Source organism: Pseudomonas sp. NFX5 (assembly GCF_049132125.1).
Lineage (GTDB): Bacteria > Pseudomonadota > Gammaproteobacteria > Pseudomonadales > Pseudomonadaceae > Aquipseudomonas > Aquipseudomonas marginalis.
Genome location: NZ_JAFMZG010000021.1, coordinates 113976 through 132029, shown reverse-complemented (window position 1 = coordinate 132029; position 18054 = coordinate 113976). Strand labels below are relative to the sequence as shown.

Here is an 18054-nt window from a genome sequence, read left to right as displayed (position 1 = left end):
ATGACTCAGTCCCAGACCGATCTGCGCAACGGCCCTGACGCCAACGGCCTGTTTGGCGCGTTCGGCGGCCGCTACGTCGCCGAAACCCTGATGCCGTTGATCCTCGACCTGGCCCGCGAATACGAAGCGGCCAAGATCGATCCGGCGTTCAACGAAGAATTGGCCTACTTCCAGCGCGACTACGTCGGCCGCCCCAGCCCGCTGTATTTCGCCGAGCGCCTAACCGAGTTCTGCGGCGGCGCCAAGATCTACCTCAAGCGCGAAGAGCTGAACCACACCGGCGCGCACAAGATCAACAACTGCATCGGCCAGATCCTGCTGGCGCGGCGCATGGGCAAGAAACGCATCATCGCCGAGACCGGCGCCGGTATGCACGGCGTAGCCACGGCCACCGTGGCCGCGCGTTTCGGCCTGCAGTGCGTGATCTACATGGGCACCACCGACATCGAGCGCCAGCAGGCCAACGTGTTCCGCATGAAGCTTTTGGGCGCTGAAGTGATCCCGGTGGTCGCCGGCACCGGCACCCTCAAGGACGCCATGAACGAAGCCCTGCGCGACTGGGTGACCAACGTCGACGACACCTTCTACCTGATCGGCACCGTGGCCGGCCCGCACCCGTACCCGGCGATGGTGCGCGACTTCCAGGCTGTGATCGGCAAGGAAACCCGCACCCAGCTGCAAGCCCAGGAAGGCCGCCTGCCGGACAGCCTGGTGGCATGCATCGGCGGCGGCTCCAACGCCATGGGCCTGTTCCACCCGTTCCTGGACGACACCAGCGTCGAGATCATCGGCGTTGAAGCGGCCGGCCACGGCATCGAGACCGGCAAGCACGCCGCCAGCCTCAACGGCGGCGTACCGGGCGTGCTGCACGGCAACCGTACCTTCCTGCTGCAGGACGACGACGGCCAGATCATCGACGCCCACTCGATTTCCGCCGGCCTCGACTACCCAGGCATCGGCCCGGAACACGCCTGGTTGCACGATATCGGCCGTGTCCAGTACACCTCGGTGACTGACGATGAAGCCCTGGATGCCTTCCACAAATGCTGCCGCCTGGAAGGGATCATTCCTGCCCTGGAAAGCGCCCATGCCCTGGCCGAAGTGTTCAAGCGCGCACCGACCCTGCCGAAGGATCACCTGATGGTGGTCAACCTGTCCGGCCGTGGCGACAAAGACATGCAGACCGTGATGCACCACATGGATCAGTCTCAGCAGGAGAAACACTAAATGAGCCGCCTGCAAACCCGCTTTGCGCAACTCAAGGAACAAAACCGCGCCGCCCTGGTGACCTTCGTCACGGCCGGCGACCCGGGTTATGACACCTCGCTGGCGATCCTCAAGGGCTTGCCCGCTGCGGGCGCCGATGTGATCGAGTTGGGCATGCCCTTCACCGACCCGATGGCCGACGGCCCGGCCATCCAACTGGCCAACATCCGCGCGCTGGAAGCCAAGCAGAACCTGCTGAAAACCCTGCAGATGGTGCGTGAGTTCCGCAAGGACAACAACGATACCCCACTGGTGTTGATGGGCTACTTCAACCCGATCCACAAATACGGTGTGCCTAAGTTCATCGCTGACGCCAAAGAGGCCGGCGTCGACGGCCTGATCGTGGTCGACATGCCGCCCGAGCATAACGGCGAGCTGTGCGACCCGGCCCAGGCCGCAGGTATCGACTTTATCCGCCTGACCACGCCGACCACCGATGACGTGCGCCTGCCGACCGTGCTCAACGGCAGTTCCGGGTTTGTGTACTACGTATCCGTGGCCGGTGTGACCGGTGCTGGCGCTGCGACCCTGGAACACGTCGAGGAAGCCGTGACCCGCCTGCGTCGGCATACCGACCTGCCGATCAGCATCGGTTTTGGTATCCGCACACCGGAACAGGCGGCCGCCATCGCGCGCCTGGCCGATGGCGTGGTGGTGGGCTCGGCCCTGATCGATCACATCGCCAATGCCAGTAACGATCAACAAGCAATCGATGGCGTATTGAGCCTGTGCGCGGCACTGTCGGAAGGTGTGCGCAACGCCCGTAAGTAAGCGCCATGTAGCCAGAGGTAAAGTTCCTGATACAGAGGAATCAACGCGCGCAATCACGGCCTAAACAGCAAGACCAAGGGATTTCGAACCGCGTTCGAGATCCCTTTTTTGTATGTGTGCCCTGAGGAATACCCGATGAAAATGCCTAAATCCGTGATTGCAGGTCTTGGTGTGCTGGTGCTTGGCGCCAGCGCCCTGGTGCAAGCCGCGCCGCCTGACCAGCGGGGTGACGACCGTGGCGGCCCGCAAGGCCAGCACGAGCAACGTGGCGACGACCATCGCGGCCCGCAGGACAACCGTCGCGGCGGCCCGCCCCAGGACTTCGGCCCGGTACGCCAGATCATTCACGACAACCACGGCCAGTTCTCCCGTGGCGCACCGCCGCCGCCGAATGTGCGCCTGGTGCGCGGCCAACCCCTGCCGCGCGGCTACTACGGCGAGCGCCTGGACAACCGTGCGCTGGCGCGCCTGCCGGTGTACCCGGGTTATGAGTGGCGCCGTTCGGGGCCGGATGTGGTGTTGATCGCGGTGGGTACCGGTATCGTCTATGAAATTCTGGACGGCGTGCTGAACTGATCCGGGCTTTTTCCATATAGGCTAGGCTTGAGGGGGAATACCCCCCCCTCAACACACTTCGTGCCTATTGCCGTCTAACCACCTCTGCAAGTCACGCCTTCTTGCGTTGCCGGTCGTTAAGTTAGCTGCATCAGAAGTCATTATCGTCTCCCAGGAGTCCATCATGGCATTTGATCTCATCACCCCCTCGGACCGTCGTCATTCCACGTTGCAAAAGGGTTTCAACCTGCGCTGGCCATTGGGCAACGTCCAGGGCGAGTCTTCACCCAACGGCGCCAGCCAGATCTACCTCTGCCACAACCCACAAGACATCATCGACGCAGCCGCCCAGGCCCTGGCTGTGCCCAATGGCCGTATCACGGTGCGCAGCGGCGGGCATTGCTATGAAGGATTTGTCTCTAACAAGATGCCGGATGCGCCAGGCGAGGTGTTGTCGATCCTGGACATCGGCCAGATGAACCAATTGGCCTACGACCCCAACGGCCTGATCAGCTCAGTGCTGGTACCCGCTTCGCCCCATCGCTATGCATTCCGCCTGGAGCCCGGCTGCCAGAACTGGGACACCAGCGTCGCGCTGTACAAATTGGCAGGTAAGGCGCTGCCCAGTGGATCCTGCTATTCGGTGGGACTGGGCGGGCATATCTGCGGCGGCGGCTATGGGTTGTTATCGCGTAAATACGGGCTGGTCTGCGACTGGCTGGACGGCGTCGACCTGCTGGTCGCCAATGGACCCGGCCCGGGTCTTGAACCTGTCCATGTGTCCCGTAACAGCCTCGACACCGATGAGCTGGACCTGTTCGCCGCCTGTTGCGGCGCCGGTGGCGGGCAGTTCGGCATCATCACCAGTTACTATTTCAAGACGCTGCCGCCAGCCCCGGAGGAAGTGCTCTGGCTGCCATTGGAATGGGACTGGTCAGACCTCTCACGCGCCGCCCTCGAACGTTTGCTGCACGCCTATCAAAACTGGTTCGTGGATCATCAGGCCGACCCGGCAACCTGGGGCCTGGCCACCAAACTGGAGATGCGCCACCTCAATACCGGCAACGTGACCCTGGGCATCCACTACGTCGACAAGGACGGGAAGCTCGATGACCTGGCGCCTTTCGACGACTTTGTCAGCAGCATGCAGGCCGCGGTGGGTGTCGGTGCGACGGAGTCGCTCCTGCCGTTCCACGTCGTGCATCAGCCACGTGGCGGGCAAAAGGGCCGCTGGGTCGACTCCCTGCAGAGTGCCCATGAGGCCGCCAGGCGTTTGGACTGGTTGTACGCCACCCAATCGCTCAACGGTTCCGGCGACAATCAGCGCGGGCGGTATAAATCGGCGTATCAGAAAGGCGGGTTTACACAGCGCGTGCTGGACGCGATCTGGACGACGCTGACCTTGCCGGACGCCGAGCAATACCTGACCCAAAGCCTGATCCAGATCCAGTCGTTCGGCGGGCGCATCAACCAGATGGACGGCCCGATCCTGGCGCAGACGTCAGCCGCGCAACGCTCCTCGTACCTCAAATGGCAACCGCAGTGTTACTGGCACGCCGACGATGACGCCATCGACCGCGCCCATGCCGACTGGATCCGCGGCCTCTATTACGCTGCATTCACCAACGGCGTTCCCAATGACCCGGAGTTCGAGGGCTGCTACATCAACTACCCCGACCTGGACATGACCCACCTCGGTGGCAATCCCGCGAACCCCAGGAACCCTCTGTGGTATGGAATTTTCTTCCCCAACACGATCATCGAGAACCGCCTGCGCCGAACCAAGCAACGCTGGGATCCGTTGAATGTGTTCCGTAATGAAATGTCGGTGCCCTGAGCCCGGCCAACGGGCGGCCCGCAGGCCGCCCACTGTTTACAGCTCGATCCGCTCGACCTTGCCCACCAGCAGCACATAGGAGAGTGCGCCCAACAGCGCCAGCACGGCGATGTAAGTGATCGCCGGGGCAAACGAATCGCCGCTGGCCAGGAAACCGATGACGATCGGCGTGGCAATCGCCGCCAGGTTGCCGATGAAGTTGAACACCCCGCCGGTCAGTCCCAGCAGACGTGCCGGGGCAAGGGTCGAGACCAGCGACCAGGTGATCGAGGCCAGGCCATTACCGAAGAACGCCAGGGCGAGGAAGGCGATGACCAACGGTGTCGATTCGACGAAGTTGGCGCCAATGATCGCCGTCGAGATCAACAGGCCGCTGATGATCGGCAACTTGCGGGCAAACCCCACCGAAGCGCCACGGCGGATCAGCCAGTCGGAAAACAACCCCGAACACAACACGCCGACGAAAGCCGCGAGGAAGGGCAGTGACGCGAGCATGCCGGACTTGATGAAGTCCATGCCGCGGTATTTCACCAGGTAGGTCGGGAACCAGGTCAGGAAGAACCACAACGTGGAGTTCAGGCAGAACTGCCCCAGGTAGATACCCCACAACTTGCGCTTGCTCAGGACAATGCCCAGGTCGACCCAACTGAAGGGCGCCTTGCTCTTGCTCGCTTGTGCGCTCAAGTCCACCAGCCCGCCACCTTCGCGGATCAACTCGATTTCAGCGGCGTTGACGCCTTTGAAGTCCCGAGGCTCGCGATACAGGGCATACCAGATCGCCGCCCACAGAATGCCCACGCCACCGGTCACGACAAACACCATGTGCCAGCCGTAATGGTGCTGCAACCAAGCCAGGACCGGCGTCAGGAACGCCAGCCCGACAAACTGCCCGGAGGTGTAGAAGCCAATGGCCGTGGCGCGCTCACGCTCGGGGAACCAGCTGGTGACCACGCGACTGTTGATGGGGTAAGCCGGTGCTTCCAGGGCACCCACCGCCATGCGTAGCACAAACAGCGCAATGAAGCTGGCGGCAAAACCGAGCATCACGGTGGCGATGGACCACAGCAACAGGGCGGCGGTGTAGAGGATACGCGGCGGCACCCGGTCCACCAGCCAGCCGCCGGGGATCTGCATGGCGGCGTACGTCCAGCCGAACGCGGAGAAAATCAGCCCGACATGTACCGGGTCGATACCCAGTTCGCTGGTCAGCGCCGGGGCGGCAATCGACAGGTTGCTGCGGTCGAGGTAGTTGATCACCACGGTGATAAACAGCAGCACCATGATGAAGTAGCGCTTTCGGGTAGGCGTGACTAAAGAAGCCTGCCCGCTCAAGGATTCAGGTTGCATGGTAGGTGCCTCTTCTTATATTTGTTGAGGAAGGGACTTCTGCAGAAACCGGATCAACATGTGGGAGGGGGCAAGCCCTCTCCCACATGTCTGACCGTGTTCTTTCAGGCAGACATCACCACTCGGCAAAGCTGCCGTCGGCGTGGCGCCAGATCGGGTTGCGCCAGCGGTGGCCGATGGCTGCGCGTTCGATCACGTATTCCTCATTAATCTCGATGCCCAGGCCCGGCCCGTTGGGGATCTTCACAAAGCCCTGGTCATAGTCGAATACGCCCGGGTCGCGCACGTAGTCGAGCAGGTCGTTGCTCTCGTTGTAGTGAATGCCCAGGCTTTGCTCCTGGATAAACGCGTTGTAGCAAACCGCATCCAGTTGCAGGCACGCCGCCAACGCAATCGGGCCCAGCGGGCAGTGCAGGGCCAGGGCCACGTCGTAGGCTTCGGCCATGTTGGCGATCTTGCGGGTTTCGGTGATACCGCCCGCATGGGAAGCGTCCGGCTGGATGATGTCGACGTAGCCTTCGCTGAGCACGCGCTTGAAGTCCCAGCGCGAGAACAGGCGCTCGCCCAGGGCAATCGGGGTGCTGGTCAGGGGCGCCAGTTCCTTGAGGGCTTCGTAGTTTTCGCTGAGCACCGGCTCTTCGATAAACATCAGTTTGTACGGGTCGAGTTCTTTCATCAGCACCTTGGCCATGGGCTTGTGCACACGGCCATGGAAGTCGACGCCGATGCCGACGTTAGGGCCGACCGCATCGCGCACGGCCGCGACGTTGGCCAGGGCCAGGTCGACTTTTTCGAAGCTGTCGACGAACTGCAACTCTTCGGTGCCGTTCATTTTCACCGCGGTAAAGCCACGGGCTACGGCCTCTTTGGCGGCGCGGGCGGTGTCGGCCGGGCGGTCGCCACCGATCCAGGAGTACACGCGGATCTTGTCGCGTACCTGGCCACCCAACAGATCGCTGACCGATACGCCCAGGGCCTTGCCCTTGATGTCCCACAGCGCCTGGTCGATGCCGGCGAGGGCGCTCATGTGCACGGCGCCGCCACGGTAGAAGCCGCCGCGGTAGAGCACGGTCCAGATATCTTCGATATTGCGTGGGTCCTTGCCGATCAGGTAATCGGACAGTTCCTCGACCGCCGCAGCCACGGTGTGAGCGCGGCCTTCGACTACGGGCTCACCCCAGCCGGTCACGCCCTGGTCGGTCTCGACCTTGAGGAAGCACCAGCGCGGCGGGACGATAAAGGTCGTCAGTTTGGTGATTTTCATCTGTTATCTCTCTTATAGATGCAGCGCCAGGGGCGCGGAACTTGATCTCAGCTCAGGGCTTTCCAGGCGGCGACATAAGCCTGGGCGCGGCTCGCTACCTGATCCACTGTCATACCCGGTTTGAACAACCCGGAACCCAGCCCGAACCCCTTGGCGCCGGCGTCGATAAACACCTGCATGTTGTCCGGGGTAATGCCGCCCACCGGCAGCAGCAACGTGCCTGCCGGCAATACCGCCAGCCACGCCTTGATCACAGAAGGGCCCATTTGCTCGGCCGGGAACAGCTTCAACACGTCGGCGCCTTCGTCCAGCGCGGCGAACGCTTCGGTGGGCGTGGCCACACCCGGCGACAGGTACAGGCCAGCGGCTTTCGCGGCGCGCAAGACCTTGGCATCGCTATGGGGCATGACAACTACTTGGCCACCGGCGGCTTTCACTTGCTCGACCTGCGCAGGCGTCAACACCGTACCGGCGCCGATCAGGCAATCGGCGGGCAGGCTGTCGCGCAGGGTGCGGATGCTGGTGTAAGGGTCCGGCGAATTGAGCGGGACTTCGATCACGCGAAACCCGGCGTCGTACAGCACCTGGCCGACCGCCTGGGCTTCGTCCGGGCGCACGCCACGCAGGATCGCGATCAAACCGTTTTGTGCCAGTGCTTGCTTGAGCATGTCAGGCCTCCGTTGCAGGTTGAGTGAGCCCGGCGGCCACTGCCAGTTGCCACAGGCCGCGCTCGGTCGCTTCCTGCGCCAGGCTGACGTGGGCGAAACCGCAGAGGGCGAGGGCGCGTTGGTAGCGCACGCAAAGCGGGCCGGCGCCCACCAGGATGATGGGGACGAGCCTTGCACTGGCTGGCAGACCGGCCAGTTCATGGCCGATCAGCAGGCCGGACAGGTAATCGGGTTGCTGCTCAGGGGTAAGTTCGGCAGTCAGCCCAAGGGTGCGCGCACTGAACAGGGTCGACAGCACGCCGCGCTGACCCTCTTTCGACAGCGCCACTTGAACGCCGCGGTCGAAAGCCTCGGCCTGGAACTGCGCGGATACCTTTTGCGTACGTCCCAGCAGGCTGTGCTTGCTCAGCACCGCGAACAGTTCACCGGTCATGAAGGTATCGAAGTGGGTGATGCAACCTTCCACCACCTCGACCCATTTGGAATGGCTGCCGGGCAGGCCGATCAACATTTCACCGTTGGCCGAGAGGCTTTGCAGCACACCCAGCACCTGGGTTTCTTCACCGCGCATCACATTGGGCAAACCCACCTGCTCGATCACGCCGGGCACGATATGCACATCGACGCCGCGCAAGCTGCGCACCGTGTGCAACGCCTGGCCCAGGCTGGCGACGTCGACCGGCGTATTGCGATATGCCGCCTCGCTCCAGCCCTGGGCGCTGCCGACCATGCCGCAGGCGATCACTGGAAGATGGGGTTGGGCCTCGAGCCAGTCGCCGCATGCCGCATCGAACGCCAACTCGAAGCCATCGCTGCAGTGCACACCGCCGATGTCCCGGGGCTCACTGGGCAAATGCATGATGCCCGACGCCAGCGAGCGCTGTTCCAGCACGACGCCTGCGGGCCCGAGTTTATAAGCACGAAGGGAGCTGGTCCCCCAATCGAGCGCGATCAATTGCGCCTGCATCGCTTCACCTGAAATGAGTGGGTGCTGAAAAAAGCAGATGGGCGAATATAAACCTATGGCCGGCAATATCTCAATATATAAATAACAGTCCCATATATCGGGACGAAACAAGACAAATCCTACAACTTCCTCGCCTTTTACTGCGGGAAGAAGCGGGTTTTATCTGATAAAGACAGGTTAAAAAACCGACAGATCCAGCTCGCGCATCGCACCCATCCAAATCGCGTGATCGGTGTGATCCTTCAGCTCATCGCCGGTTTCGGGGTGCAGGAACACCACCAGCCCATTGCGATGCAGCGCCAGCCACGGCAGCACCACGCCAATGTATTCGGCATCGAACGCCAGCTGGCAGCTCCAGTCCGGGTGCGGGCCTACGGGCCGTTCATGCACACGGCCCATGCGCAGCGGGAACAGTTTCGCGCCGTCTTCACATAGGGTGCGCGCCTGGTCGATGGTGCTGGCGTCAAAGTAGATATGGGCGTGGTAGCCCTTGATACGTTGCATGACGGACTCCGGATCCAATGTGCGGCAAATCCTAGACCGCAATCGACGGCAGGGCCAGTCCGGTCAGGGACTGCGCGCTGCTGGCCTGTTCTGCCTGCAACCAGTCGACGAAACGTTCGACCAACTGCCCACGCCGCTTGCGCTGGGGCTGCACCACGTAATAGCCAAAGCGCGAAATCACCGTATTGCCGATCGGTCGGCACAACCAGTTCTGTTCCAGCAGGTTATCCACCAAATGGCGCCAGCCGATCGCCACCCCTTGGCCGGCAATCGCTGCCTGGATCAATAAAGTGTAGTTGTCGAATCGCAGCTGGCCGGGCGTGGGCGCGGCGGTGATGCCCAGCTCGCGGAATACGCCACTCCAGTCGAACCACTGGCTGTTGTTTTCCTGGCGCAGGTGCAGCAACGGGTAGTCGGGCAAGGTATGCACAGTCAAAGGACTGGCCTGCTCCTTGAGCCATTGCGGGCTGCACACCGGGAATACCTCCTCGTTGAACAACCACAGGCTGTCGCCCTGCTTGAAACGGCCATCGCCAAACAGCACCGCCACGTCGATGTCGCTGCGCAGTGTCGCGTGGTTGCGCTCGCTGGTTACCAGGCTCACGTCTACCTGGGGGTTGGCGGCGTGGAAGCGATGCAGGCGCGGCATCAGCCAGTAGGCGGCGAACGCAAAGTCTGTGGCCACTTGCAGCACTTCGTGCTGGTCCTGCTGGGTGATCACACTGAGGCCCTGGTTGATGCTCTGCAAACCGCCTTGCACATGCTCGAACAGCAGGGCGCCGGCGTCGGTCAGTTCGATGCCCCGATAGATGCGGTCAAACAGGCGGATCGTCAGTTGTTCTTCCAGGCGCTTGATCTGCTGGCTGATCGCCGGCTGAGTGGTGCCCAGCTCCATCGCCGCGGCGGTAAAGCTGCGATGGCGCGCGGCCGCCTCGAATGCGCGTAGCAGGTCGAGGGACAGGTCTCCAAGGGCTTCATACATAAGCTGTGCTTATCCTAGACATTGCTCGTCATGGGCTTTACCCCGTTTTCCATGGGCTGCATGCTCATTCGCATAAACACTGCCTATGGAATGCCGAAGCCCCATGAAGCGCAAGAACATTCTTTTCATCATGGCCGATCAAATGGCCGCGCCGCTGCTTCCGTTCTACGGACCTTCTCCGATCAAGTTGCCGAATTTGAGCCGCCTCGCCGCACAGGGCGTGGTGTTCGACGCGGCCTATTGCAACAGCCCGCTGTGTGCCCCCTCACGCTTCACCCTGGTCAGCGGCCAATTGCCGAACAAGATCGGTGCCTACGACAACGCGGCGGATTTTCCCGCCGATGTGCCGACCTATGCCCACTACCTGCGGCGCCTCGGTTATCGCACCGCGCTGTCAGGCAAGATGCACTTCTGCGGCCCCGACCAACTGCACGGCTATGAAGAACGCCTGACCAGCGACATCTACCCCGCCGACTATGGCTGGGCAGTGAACTGGGATGAGCCGGACGTACGCCCCTCCTGGTACCACAACATGTCCTCGGTGCTGCAAGCCGGCCCGTGCGTGCGTACCAACCAGCTGGATTTCGACGAAGAGGTGGTGTTCAAGGCCCAGCAATACCTGTTCGACCACATCCGCGAAGACGGTGACCAGCCGTTCTGCCTGACCGTGTCGATGACCCATCCCCACGACCCGTACACCATTCCCAAGCCGTTCTGGGATCTGTACGACGACAACGACATCCCGTTGCCCGCAACGCCGAACCAGGAAGATCTCGACCCGCATTCCCAGCGTCTGCTCAAGGTCTATGACCTATGGGACAAGCCGCTGCCTGTAGATAAGATTCGCGACGCCCGCCGCGCCTACTTCGGCGCATGCAGCTACATCGACAGCAATGTCGGCAAGCTGCTGCAGACCCTGGAAGACACCGGCCTGGCCGACGACACGATCATCGTTTTCTCCGGCGACCACGGCGACATGCTCGGTGAGCGCGGCCTCTGGTACAAAATGCACTGGTTTGAAATGGCCGCCCGCGTGCCGCTGCTGGTCAGTGCGCCGGGGCAATTTGCACCGGGCCGGGTGACCCAGGCCGTGTCCACCGCCGACCTGCTGCCCACCCTGGTGGAACTGGCCGGCGGCGAGCTGGACCCGCGCCTGCCACTGGACGGTCGCTCGCTGGTCCCGCACTTGCAGGGGCAGGGCGGGCATGACGAAGTCTTTGGCGAATACATGGCCGAAGGCACCATCAGCCCATTGATGATGATTCGCCGTGGCGCCTACAAATTCATCTACAGCGAAGACGACCCTTGTCTACTGTTCGATGTGCACAACGACCCGCACGAGCGGGAAGACCTCAGCCAGTCACCGGAACACCGGCCACTGTTCGAGGCGTTTTTGAATGAGGCGCGGGCCAAATGGGACATCCCGGCGATCCACCAGCAGGTACTCGCCAGCCAACGCCGTCGTCGCCTGGTGTTCGAGGCGCTGACCCAGGGCAAGCTGAAGAGCTGGGATCACCAGCCACTGGTGGACGCCAGTCAGCAATACATGCGCAACCATATCGACCTCGACGACCTGGAGCGCAAGGCACGTTATCCACAACCCTGCCAAAACCAATAAGTACAGAGGGAAGGCCATGCAAAAGTTAACTGCAGTAGTGGGCATGTTGGTGCTAAGTAGCGCCAATGCGTATGCGGACACCCGCTGTGAGACCGTGAAGATGGCCGACCCAGGCTGGAGCGACATTGCCGCCACCAACGCCATTACCGGTTTCCTGCTGAACGGCATGGGCTACAAGGCCAAGGTCGACACCCTGGCGGTGCCGATCACCTTCGGCGGGCTCAAGGACGGCCAGGTGGATGTGTTCCTGGGTAACTGGATGCCGGCGCAGCAGGGCTTCTACGACAAATTCGTGGCCAACGGCGATGTGGTGCAGTTGGCGAAGAACCTCGACGGCACCGAGTTCACCCTCGCCGTGCCGGATTATGTGTGGGATGCCGGGGTGCATGACTTTGCCGACTTGAACAAATTCGCCGACAAGTTCGACAAGAAGATCTATGGCATCGGTTCCGGCGCGCCGGCAAATATCTCGCTGCAGGAGATCATCAAGAAGAATGACTTCGACCTGGGCCAGTGGAAGCTGATCGAGTCCAGTGAACAGGCGATGCTCGCCGAGGTCTCACGGGCGGTGAAGAAACAGCGTTTCGTCACCTTCCTCGGCTGGACGCCACACCCAATGAACGTGCAACTGAAAATGCACTATCTCAAAGGCGGCGAGAAATACTTCGGTGACACCGGCAGTGTGTATACCTTGACCCGCAAAGGGTATGCGCAGGCCTGCCCTAACGTCGGCAAACTGCTGAACAACCTGAGCTTCACCCAGGAAATGGAGAACAGCATCATGGCTGAGGTGGCCAACAACAAGGTCAGCAATGCCGACGCGGCGAAGGCGTGGATCAAGGCGAACCCGGCGGTGCTGGATAAATGGTTGGACGGTGTGAAAACCGTGGATGGCAAGGACGCGTTGCCGGCAGTAAAGGCCAAACTCTAGGGCCTTGCGCTATTCCAATGTGGGAGGGGGCTTGCTCCCGATAGCGGAGTGCCAGTCAGAGAGATTTCGACGGGTCCACCTATATCGGGAGCAAGCCCCCTCCCACAAGGACCAGTGTGTACTGATACCCTGAGTCAAACCTTTTCAGCCGAGTTATAAATGCCCCGGCCCAACCGCCATACACTCTTCCCGTTCCTCAGCTGGCTGCCGCGCCAGACCCGCGCCAGCGTCGGCCGGGACGCGCTGGTCGGCCTCAGCGGCGCCGTGCTCGCGCTGCCCCAGTCGATTGCCTACGCGCTGATCGCCGGTCTCCCACCGGAGTACGGTCTGTATGCCGCCATCATCCCGGTGCTGATCGCCTGCCTGTGGGGTTCATCCTGGCACCTGATCTGTGGCCCCACGGCAGCGATTTCCATCGTGCTGTACGCCAGCGTCAGCCCGTTGGCCGTGCCGGGGTCTCAGGACTACATCACCCTGATCCTGTTGCTGACATTCCTCGCCGGGGTATTCCAGTGGCTGCTGGGCATGCTGCGCTTTGGCGCGCTGGTGAACTTCGTCTCGCATTCGGTGGTGCTGGGTTTCACCCTCGGTGCCGCCGTGGTGATTGCCCTCGGGCAGCTGCCCAATCTGCTTGGCCTGGATTTACCGAGCCAGGCCACAGCGATCAATAGCCTGCTGGCGCTGATCGACCACGCTGGCGAGTGGGACCATGCATCCCTTGCCCTTGGGCTCGGTACTTTGCTGGTGGGCGTGTTGCTCAAATACCTTGTGCCTCGCTGGCCAACGCTGCTGATCGCACTGACCCTGGGTAGCCTGGCAACGTGGCTATGGCCGACGATGTTCGGGCATGTGGTGCTGGTCAGTTCGTTTATCGGCAAGCTGCCACCGTTCAGCCCGTTGCCGCTGGATCCGGACATGATCCTGCGCCTGCTGCCCAGCGCCGTTGCGGTGGGCATGCTGGGGCTGGTGACCAGCCTGTCGATTGCCCGTTCGCTGTCGGCCCGTTCGCAACAATTGCTCGATGCCAACCAGGAAATTCGCGCCCAGGGTTTATCCAATATCGTTGGCGGATTTTTCTCCGGGTATCTGTCGGCAGGGTCGTTCACCCGCTCCGGCCTCAGCTATGAGGCGGGTGCCTGTTCGCCGTTGGCCGGGGTGTTTTCCGCAGTATGGGTGGCCTTGTTTGCGCTGTTTGGCGCGGCATTGATCGCACATATTCCGATCCCGAGCATGGCCGCCAGCATCTTGCTGATTTCCTGGGGCCTGGTGGATCGTCGGGGTATTCGTGCGTTGTTCCGCGTGAGCCGCGCAGAGTTCGTAGTCATGAGTCTGACCTGTGTCGCCACCTTGTTGCTGGAGTTGCAAACGGCGATTTATGCGGGGGTGTTGGCGTCGTTGTTTTTCTACCTTAAGCGCACGTCGCAGCCACGGGTACAGCAATGGCGTGATGGGGAAGAGGATGTGTTGCGCGTCGGTGGGTCGATCTTCTTTGGCGCCAGCCATTACCTGCAAGTGCGCCTGCAAAGCTTGCAGGGTGAGCGGGTGGTGATCGAGGCGCAGCAGATCAACTTTATCGACTATTCCGGGGTGGAGATGCTGCACCAGGAGGCGCGTCGTTTAAACGGGCTGGGCCGTAGCCTGACATTGCGCCGCGCCAGGCCACAGGTGGTGGAAGAGTTGAAAAAACTGGAGGGGGCCGATAAATGCCCCATCCAGTTTGAAGATTGATTACTGCGCCAACTGTCGGCGCAGTTCAGCCAACACCGGCGCCGAATCCGGACGCACACCACGCCACAGGAAGAACGCTTCAGCCGCTTGCTCCACCAGCATGCCCAGGCCATCCATCGCCACGGCTGCGCCTTGCTCACTGGCCCAGCGGCAGAACGCGGTGGGTTGCTTGGCGTACATCATGTCGTAGCAAAATGTCTTGCCCGGTGCGATCAGGCTGCCGGCAATCGGCGGTACATCGCCTGACAGGCTGGCGGACGTGGCATTGATGATCACGTCCACCGGCTCACGCAGCCAGTCGAATCCACTGGCGGACACCGGGCCCAGGTCGTCGAACAGCTCGGCGAGCAATTCGGCTTTTTCCACGGTACGGTTGGCGATGATCAACGAAGCGGGCCGTTCAGCCAGCAACGGCTCCAACGCGCCCCTTACCGCGCCACCCGCGCCCAGCAACAGGATGCGTTTGCCTTGCAGATTCAAGCCGGCGTTTACCGTCAGGTCACGCACCAGGCCGGCGCCGTCGGTGTTGTCGCCGAGCAACGTACCGTCGGCCAGTTTGCTCAAGGTGTTCACCGCCCCGGCGCGCTGGCCCCGCTCGGTGAGGCTGTTGGCCAGGCGGTAGGCGTCTTCCTTGAACGGCACGGTGACGTTGGCACCTCGGCCCTGTTGGAAAAACTCACGGGCACAGCCGGTGAAATCCTCCAGGGGCGCGAGCAAGGTGCTGTAGTCCAGTTGTTCGCCGGTCTGCTCGGCGAACATACGGTGAATCAGCGGCGATTTGCTGTGGCCGATGGGGTTGCCGAACACCACATAACGATCCATCAGACAGCCGCCTTGGGCGCCGCGACGCCCAGCCAATCGCGGTCTTGCAGGAAGTAGTCGGTGAGGCGTGCTTCTTCGCTGCCGGCCTCGGCTTTCCAGTCGTAGCTCCAGCGCACTTGGGGCGGCAGCGACATCAGGATCGACTCGGTACGCCCGCCCGATTGCAGGCCGAACAGGGTGCCACGGTCGTAGACCAGGTTGAATTCAACGTAGCGGCCGCGACGGAATTCCTGGAACTGGCGTTGCTGTTCGGTATACGCGCTGGCTTTGCGACGTTGCACAATCGGCAGGTAGGCGTCGATGTAGGCGTCGCCGATGGCGCGGATGAAGGCGAAGCAGGTGTCGAAGTCCCACTCGTTCAAGTCATCGAAAAACAGGCCGCCGATACCACGGGGCTCGTTGCGGTGCTTGATGTGGAAGTAGGTATCGCACCAGGCCTTGTAGCGCGAGTAAACGTCCGGGCCAAACGGCGCGCAGGCCTGCTCGGCCACGCGGTGCCAGTGAATGCAGTCTTCTTCGTTGCCGTAGTAGGGCGTGAGGTCGAAGCCGCCACCGAACCACCACACCGGCTCTTCGTCTTCTTTTTCGGCGATGAAAAAACGCACGTTGGCGTGGGACGTCGGCACGTGTGGGTTGTGCGGATGAATCACCAGCGACACGCCCAGGGCTTCAAAGCCGCGACCGGCCAGCTCGGGGCGATGCGCACTGGCTGACGGTGGGAGGCCGCTGCCGAACACGTGGGAAAAGTTAACGCCGCCCTTTTCGATGACCGAGCCGTTCTCGATCACACGGGTGCGACCGCCGCCGCCGGCAGGCCGGGTCCAGGCGTCTTCGATAAAGCGAGTGTCCGTCTCGAAGGTTTCCAGGGCGCTGCAAATGCGGTCTTGCAGGTCGAGCAGGTAGGCTTTGACAGCCTCGGTGCGAGTAGTCATGACATCACCTTGAATCGGGCAAAGCTACGCGAAGCCGTGGGGCGTCGGCGGCAAATGGGCGCACAGGATACCACTGCACTTGGACAGCACTGCACTTAGGAGCGCCGCAGTTGACGAAGATCAAGCTTAGGAGTCCGATAGGGGGCTACGCGAATTCGACCTCAGGAGAAGTGCAGATGGCCAAACGTATCCAGTTCAGCGCCCATGGCGGCCCCGACGTACTTGAATATGTGGACTACACACCGGCAGAGCCCGGCCCGCAGCAGGTTCGAGTGCGTAACGAGGCGATTGGCCTGAATTTCATCGATACCTATTTCCGCAGTGGCCTTTACGCGCCGCCGGCCCTGCCATCGGGGCTTGGCGCAGAAGGCGCCGGTGTGGTTGATGCGGTGGGCAGCGAAGTCACGCAATTTAAAGTCGGCGACCGCGTGGCCTACGGCAGCGGCCCACTTGGGGCCTACAGCGAGTTGCACGTGCTGCCCGCCGCCAACCTGGTGCACCTGCCGGACGACATCAGCTTCGAACAAGCCGCCGGCGCGATGCTCAAGGGCCTGACCGTTCAATACCTGCTGCGCCAGACCTATGAGCTCAAAGGTGGCGAGACCATCCTGTTCCACGCCGCCGCCGGTGGCGTGGGCTCCCTGGCCTGCCAATGGGCCAAGGCACTGGGCGTGAAGCTGATCGGTACCGTGAGCTCGCCAGAAAAAGCCGCCCTGGCCAGATCCCTCGGCGCATGGGAAACCATCGACTACAGCAAGGAAAATGTCGCACAGCGCGTGCTGGAGTTGACTGACGGCAAAAAGGTGCCCGTGGTCTACGACGGTGTCGGCAAGGACACCTGGCTGACCTCATTGGACAGCGTGGCGCCACGTGGCCTGGTGGTGAGCTTTGGCAACGCGTCGGGCGCGGTGGATGGGGTGAACCTGGGGATACTCGCGGCCAAAGGCTCGCTATACGTGACACGGCCGACCCTGGCGACCTACGCCAACAATCCGGCGAACCTGCAGGTGATGGCGGATGATCTGTTTTCGATGATCAAGAGCGGCAAGGTGCGCATTGATATCAACCAGCGGTATTCGCTGGCAGACGCGGCGAAGGCACAGACGGAGTTGTCGGGGCGGCGTACCACTGGGTCGACCATTCTGTTGCCTTGAGGCTTCTTCGGGGGCAAGCCCCCTCCCACATTTGACCGTGTTGTCATGACGGACACGGTTCAAATGTGAGAGGGCGCTTGCCCGCGATGGGTGCGACGCGGTCTCAGGAAGGCCGCACCACCTCACCCGTTGCCAAATCGCGAATCAGGCTCGGGTTCTTGCGCCCACCCAGGGCACCACCCAGCACCAGATCCACCTGCCCGCGGAAGTACTGCTCCACACGAATCCGCGTGCGCGCCGCCGGGCGGCCCTGGGGGTTGGCTGAGGTGGAAATCAACGGCCCCACCAGCGCGCACAAGTCCCGTACCAGCGGATGATCGCTCACCCGCAGCGCCACCGTGTCGTGCACACCGGTGACCCACTCCGGCAACAAATCCTGATGCGGTACCAGCCACGTATTCGGCCCGGGCCAGGTGCTGGCCATGCGTTCGATCCAGGTATCCGGGAAGTCTTCGAACAGAAAGTCGAACTGGCGAATATTGTCTGCCACCAGGATCAGGCCCTTGTCCACCGAACGGTTCTTGATCGCCAGCAGCCGATCCACCGCCTCTTCGTTCCAGGGATCGCAACCCAGGCCCCAGACCGCTTCGGTTGGATAGGCAATCACCGCGCCTGCGCGAATTTCTCGTGCGGCTTCCAGCACACGCCACCTGTTGACCATTGTTTACTCTCCGGACTAAAGCTCTGGGCAGTTTACCGATCTTCTTT

Annotated in this window: 17 protein-coding genes; 8 read left to right on the top strand and 9 right to left on the bottom strand. The window is 62.0% G+C overall.

What is annotated here, in order from left to right:
* From trpB to J1N02_RS13715, 4 genes are all read left to right on the top strand, one after another.
* A complete protein-coding gene (trpB, locus tag J1N02_RS13730; protein WP_108573541.1) occupies positions 1-1227 on the top strand; it encodes a tryptophan synthase subunit beta in 1227 nt (408 codons plus the stop codon).
* Positions 1228-2037, top strand: coding sequence for a tryptophan synthase subunit alpha (gene trpA, locus J1N02_RS13725; protein WP_065926830.1), 810 nt, complete (start codon positions 1228-1230; stop codon positions 2035-2037).
* Positions 2038-2172: 135 nt separating this feature from the next.
* A complete protein-coding gene (locus J1N02_RS13720; RefSeq protein ID WP_027608136.1) occupies positions 2173-2613 on the top strand; it encodes an anti-virulence regulator CigR family protein in 441 nt (146 codons plus the stop codon).
* A 163-nt stretch (positions 2614-2776) separates the two neighbouring features.
* The gene (locus J1N02_RS13715; RefSeq protein ID WP_421147414.1) at positions 2777-4429 is read left to right on the top strand and encodes an FAD-binding protein; all 1653 of its coding nucleotides are present in this window, start codon (positions 2777-2779) and stop codon (positions 4427-4429) included.
* 36 nt (positions 4430-4465) lie between these two features.
* Here the strand turns inward: J1N02_RS13715 and J1N02_RS13710 are convergent, their stop codons facing one another.
* The 6 genes from J1N02_RS13710 to J1N02_RS13685 all read right to left on the bottom strand — a co-directional run bounded on the left by J1N02_RS13710 (position 4466) and on the right by J1N02_RS13685 (position 10161).
* A complete protein-coding gene (locus tag J1N02_RS13710) occupies positions 4466-5776 on the bottom strand; it encodes an MFS transporter (RefSeq protein WP_027608138.1) in 1311 nt (436 codons plus the stop codon).
* Between the two features lie 115 nt (positions 5777-5891).
* Positions 5892-7040: a galactonate dehydratase gene (dgoD, locus tag J1N02_RS13705; protein WP_003170741.1), complete on the bottom strand. Its 1149-nt coding sequence runs from the start codon at positions 7038-7040 to the stop codon at positions 5892-5894.
* A gap of 47 nt (positions 7041-7087) precedes the next feature.
* Entirely contained in the window at positions 7088-7708 is a 621-nt protein-coding gene (locus tag J1N02_RS13700; RefSeq protein WP_098480663.1) for a 2-dehydro-3-deoxy-6-phosphogalactonate aldolase, read from the bottom strand.
* 1 nt (position 7709) lies between these two features.
* Positions 7710-8675 carry a 2-dehydro-3-deoxygalactonokinase gene (locus J1N02_RS13695; protein ID WP_098480664.1) on the bottom strand — a complete coding sequence of 322 codons (966 nt, stop codon included), beginning with the start codon at positions 8673-8675 and terminating at the stop codon, positions 7710-7712.
* Positions 8676-8852: 177 nt separating this feature from the next.
* On the bottom strand, positions 8853-9179 hold the full coding sequence (locus J1N02_RS13690; protein ID WP_027608141.1) for a DOPA 4,5-dioxygenase family protein: 327 nt from the start codon (positions 9177-9179) through the stop codon (positions 8853-8855).
* Between the two features lie 31 nt (positions 9180-9210).
* A complete protein-coding gene (locus J1N02_RS13685; protein WP_092356016.1) occupies positions 9211-10161 on the bottom strand; it encodes a choline sulfate utilization transcriptional regulator in 951 nt (316 codons plus the stop codon).
* A gap of 103 nt (positions 10162-10264) precedes the next feature.
* Between J1N02_RS13685 and betC the strand changes: the two genes are divergently transcribed.
* The 3 genes from betC (at position 10265) to J1N02_RS13670 (ending at position 14438) form a co-directional block, all read left to right on the top strand.
* Complete coding sequence (betC, locus tag J1N02_RS13680; protein WP_421147413.1) at positions 10265-11779, top strand: choline-sulfatase; 1515 nt, start codon at positions 10265-10267, stop codon at positions 11777-11779.
* A gap of 16 nt (positions 11780-11795) precedes the next feature.
* A complete protein-coding gene (gene choX, locus J1N02_RS13675) occupies positions 11796-12710 on the top strand; it encodes a choline ABC transporter substrate-binding protein (RefSeq protein WP_421147412.1) in 915 nt (304 codons plus the stop codon).
* Positions 12711-12869: 159 nt separating this feature from the next.
* Entirely contained in the window at positions 12870-14438 is a 1569-nt protein-coding gene (locus J1N02_RS13670) for a SulP family inorganic anion transporter (RefSeq protein WP_421147411.1), read from the top strand.
* On the opposite strand, the gene aroE is transcribed toward J1N02_RS13670, so the two are convergent.
* Both aroE and hemF read right to left on the bottom strand, forming a co-directional pair.
* Positions 14439-15260 carry a shikimate dehydrogenase gene (gene aroE, locus J1N02_RS13665; protein WP_092356005.1) on the bottom strand — a complete coding sequence of 274 codons (822 nt, stop codon included), beginning with the start codon at positions 15258-15260 and terminating at the stop codon, positions 14439-14441.
* Positions 15260-16192 (bottom strand): oxygen-dependent coproporphyrinogen oxidase, encoded by a 933-nt coding sequence (hemF, locus tag J1N02_RS13660; RefSeq protein WP_092356002.1) that lies wholly within the window; start codon positions 16190-16192, stop codon positions 15260-15262. The genes aroE and hemF overlap by 1 nt, the downstream gene beginning before the upstream one ends.
* A gap of 176 nt (positions 16193-16368) precedes the next feature.
* Here hemF and J1N02_RS13655 point away from each other — a divergent pair, with 176 nt between their 5' ends.
* A complete protein-coding gene (locus J1N02_RS13655) occupies positions 16369-17346 on the top strand; it encodes a quinone oxidoreductase family protein (RefSeq protein WP_027608148.1) in 978 nt (325 codons plus the stop codon).
* A 103-nt stretch (positions 17347-17449) separates the two neighbouring features.
* Here J1N02_RS13655 and J1N02_RS13650 read toward each other — a convergent pair whose 3' ends face one another.
* Positions 17450-18007 carry an L-threonylcarbamoyladenylate synthase gene (locus J1N02_RS13650; protein ID WP_027608149.1) on the bottom strand — a complete coding sequence of 186 codons (558 nt, stop codon included), beginning with the start codon at positions 18005-18007 and terminating at the stop codon, positions 17450-17452.
* Between the last annotated feature and the right edge of the window lie 47 nt (positions 18008-18054).

What these genes read in the sequence shown, in the direction of transcription:
- trpB (WP_108573541.1), top strand. Translation starts at nt 1, where the DNA reads ATGACTCAGTCCCAGACCGATCTGCGCAACGGCCCTGACGCCAACGGC.
- trpA (WP_065926830.1), top strand. Translation starts at nt 1,228, where the DNA reads ATGAGCCGCCTGCAAACCCGCTTTGCGCAACTCAAGGAACAAAACCGC.
- J1N02_RS13720 (WP_027608136.1), top strand. Translation starts at nt 2,173, where the DNA reads ATGAAAATGCCTAAATCCGTGATTGCAGGTCTTGGTGTGCTGGTGCTT.
- J1N02_RS13715 (WP_421147414.1), top strand. Translation starts at nt 2,777, where the DNA reads ATGGCATTTGATCTCATCACCCCCTCGGACCGTCGTCATTCCACGTTG.
- J1N02_RS13710 (WP_027608138.1), bottom strand. Translation starts at nt 5,776, where the DNA reads ATGCAACCTGAATCCTTGAGCGGGCAGGCTTCTTTAGTCACGCCTACC.
- dgoD (WP_003170741.1), bottom strand. Translation starts at nt 7,040, where the DNA reads ATGAAAATCACCAAACTGACGACCTTTATCGTCCCGCCGCGCTGGTGC.
- J1N02_RS13700 (WP_098480663.1), bottom strand. Translation starts at nt 7,708, where the DNA reads ATGCTCAAGCAAGCACTGGCACAAAACGGTTTGATCGCGATCCTGCGT.
- J1N02_RS13695 (WP_098480664.1), bottom strand. Translation starts at nt 8,675, where the DNA reads ATGCAGGCGCAATTGATCGCGCTCGATTGGGGGACCAGCTCCCTTCGT.
- J1N02_RS13690 (WP_027608141.1), bottom strand. Translation starts at nt 9,179, where the DNA reads ATGCAACGTATCAAGGGCTACCACGCCCATATCTACTTTGACGCCAGC.
- J1N02_RS13685 (WP_092356016.1), bottom strand. Translation starts at nt 10,161, where the DNA reads ATGTATGAAGCCCTTGGAGACCTGTCCCTCGACCTGCTACGCGCATTC.
- betC (WP_421147413.1), top strand. Translation starts at nt 10,265, where the DNA reads ATGAAGCGCAAGAACATTCTTTTCATCATGGCCGATCAAATGGCCGCG.
- choX (WP_421147412.1), top strand. Translation starts at nt 11,796, where the DNA reads ATGCAAAAGTTAACTGCAGTAGTGGGCATGTTGGTGCTAAGTAGCGCC.
- J1N02_RS13670 (WP_421147411.1), top strand. Translation starts at nt 12,870, where the DNA reads ATGCCCCGGCCCAACCGCCATACACTCTTCCCGTTCCTCAGCTGGCTG.
- aroE (WP_092356005.1), bottom strand. Translation starts at nt 15,260, where the DNA reads ATGGATCGTTATGTGGTGTTCGGCAACCCCATCGGCCACAGCAAATCG.
- hemF (WP_092356002.1), bottom strand. Translation starts at nt 16,192, where the DNA reads ATGACTACTCGCACCGAGGCTGTCAAAGCCTACCTGCTCGACCTGCAA.
- J1N02_RS13655 (WP_027608148.1), top strand. Translation starts at nt 16,369, where the DNA reads ATGGCCAAACGTATCCAGTTCAGCGCCCATGGCGGCCCCGACGTACTT.
- J1N02_RS13650 (WP_027608149.1), bottom strand. Translation starts at nt 18,007, where the DNA reads ATGGTCAACAGGTGGCGTGTGCTGGAAGCCGCACGAGAAATTCGCGCA.